Here is a 2,455-nt window from a genome sequence, read left to right on the forward strand (position 1 = left end):
AATAAGAGACAGCATAAAAAAATTACTGGAAAAAAATTAAGTATCAGAATAAAAACTTAATTATTTACTAGATCGGAGGGGCGTAGAGTGGGAAAATTTTGGGGGAAATTTTTAAGAAGTACAGCAGTAATTTGTTTACTTATAATTTTTGCAGTCAACTACAGATTTGAAATGAAAAAAACCATAGACAGATTTAAGAAACAATCAGATGAAAATTACTACGCTATGGAGAAGGATGTTTCTGCTGTAAATGAACTGCTTAACATTCTTGAAACTTCTGGAAATATGTACTATAAGAAAAATTCTAATATAGGAAATCATAATTTTGACTTTAGATACAGATCAAAAGACGATATATATGTGTCCACAGATGACTCTCACAGACTTATAGCCGGGGTGAATAAAATAAGTTCAAACTGGGCTGTAAAAAAAGAACTGGATATGTCTGAAATTCTTTCTGAAAGCTACAAAAACATATCAAAAGTTATGCCGGATATTGCCTATATGTATTATGCATCCAAGGAAGGTTTTGTAAACATATATCCTGAAATATCAAAAGACAGCTATCCTTTTCTGAGAAATATATACAGACTGGACTTTGTAAAAAAAGAACTCTTTGGTAAAGGGAATAAAAAAGAAGAGGGAGTATCGTGGAGCGACGTATACAAAGATCCTCTGGGGGACGAGCTGCTCATAACTGCGGGAGCTCCTATATATGACAGCAATACACTAAAGGGCATGATAACACTGAGCCTTAAAAGTAATTTTTTTATAAAAAAAATAGATAATAATCTTATAACAGACTTTTTTATAGTGGATCAAAAAGGAAATGTTATCTCCCAAATGAGCCATGGAAATGAAGAAGTGACATCATTCTACGACAGACTTCCAAAGAAACTCTATGATAAGAGATACAAATTTTCAGATATGAAACCTTGTGATATAGAAAAAATAGGAAAGTATTATGTATACTATGAGCAGTGTAACTCAGCTCCGTGGAGAGTATACTATGTCACTGATATGGTGAAACTAAATGCTGAACTCCTGAGAGGTAACGTTGTCTTTATATCTATCTGGCTCATATCCCTTGTTTTTTTATACGGGGCTTCCAGACGTAAAGCTGTGGTGGAAGACAGTCAGCAGACAATCGAAAAACTTCAGGTAATGCTGAGAAAAAGTGACAGAGAAGTGGAAAAAGATTTTCTGACCGGAGCTTATAACAGAAAAGGGTTTACTAAAATAGCCAGCTCAGAACTGGACAGAATGAGAAGATATGATCTTGATGCATGTGTAATTATGATGGATATAGACCATTTTAAAAAATTTAACGACACCTATGGACATGCATGCGGGGACTTTGTTCTGAAGTCCTTTGTAAGAACTGTGGTAAAGAATGTACGTCTCAGTGATATCGTAGGCAGATGGGGAGGAGAGGAATTCCTGGTACTTCTTCCAGAGACAGACTACAAGGGTGCTCTTCTTGCTGCAGAGAAGATAAGAAAAATGGTGGAACGGGAAGTTTTTTATTATCATAAGCAGTCACTCAAAATAACAGTAACATTAGGGGTAGCGACTCTCAATGTCAGAAAAACCTTGGAGAAATCAGTGGAAGAGGCGGATGAGGCTATGTATAGTGGAAAAGAAACCGGAAGAAACCGTGTGGTGGGATACCAGGATATTATGTCCAAAGATATAAAATGGAAGAAATAAGATTCAGTTTATATTTTAAATTTTATATGAAAAAAGAGGCAGAAAATTACTTTCTGTCTCTTTTTAATTTTATTCTTGCATCTTCAATGAGAGAATAAAGAATAGGTATGATTATAAGAGTGAGAAGTGTAGACAGAGACAGGCCGAAAATAACTGCAATGGCCATTCCGTTGTACATTTCGGCACCTTCACCTCTGCTTATGGCTAGAGGTATCATACCGAAAACCGTAGTAAGTGTGGTCATGACAATGGGTCTCAGCCTCGTCTCTCCTGCTTCTATAAGAGAATCCATCATACCGGCTCCCCTCATTCTCAGGAGATTGATATAGTCTATAAGCACAATGGCATTATTTACCACTATTCCCACCAGCATTATTATTCCCACCATTACCATTATATCCAGCTTTCTTCCTGTGAAAAAAAGACCGAAGAATACCCCGATTACAGAGAGAGGTATTGCTCCTACTATGATAAAGGGCAGTATAAAAGACTCAAATTGTGATACAAGGATAAAGTAAACTACAAAGATAGAAAGTACAAGGGCTATATTGAGATCTGTCATGGCCTCGTTTAGCTGCTGTCCCTCCCCTCCGAATCCAAAGGAAACAGTCTGTGGAGGATTGAGTTTTTTAAACTCCTCAGCCATATAAATCTGTGCCTCTTTCAACGTATAGTCGTCTTCTAAGTTGGCAGATATAGTGACCTTTCTGATCTTGTTTTTTCTTTCTACCTGGGAAGCACCCTC

The 2,455-nt window shown here is 36.6% G+C and carries 2 protein-coding genes; one reads left to right on the forward strand and one right to left on the reverse strand.

Features of this window, described 5'->3' with window-relative positions; translation table 11 throughout:
- The first annotated feature begins 87 nt into the window (after window positions 1-87).
- Complete coding sequence (locus tag ABZA26_RS12665) at window positions 88-1,710, forward strand: diguanylate cyclase (protein WP_372714876.1); 1,623 nt, start codon at window positions 88-90, stop codon at window positions 1,708-1,710.
- Between the two features lie 46 nt (window positions 1,711-1,756).
- Here ABZA26_RS12665 and ABZA26_RS12670 read toward each other — a convergent pair.
- On the reverse strand, window positions 1,757-2,455 hold a 699-nt coding region (locus tag ABZA26_RS12670; protein WP_372714877.1), incomplete at its 5' end, for an efflux RND transporter permease subunit.

This window comes from Ilyobacter sp., assembly GCF_041583315.1.
GTDB lineage: Bacteria > Fusobacteriota > Fusobacteriia > Fusobacteriales > Fusobacteriaceae > Ilyobacter.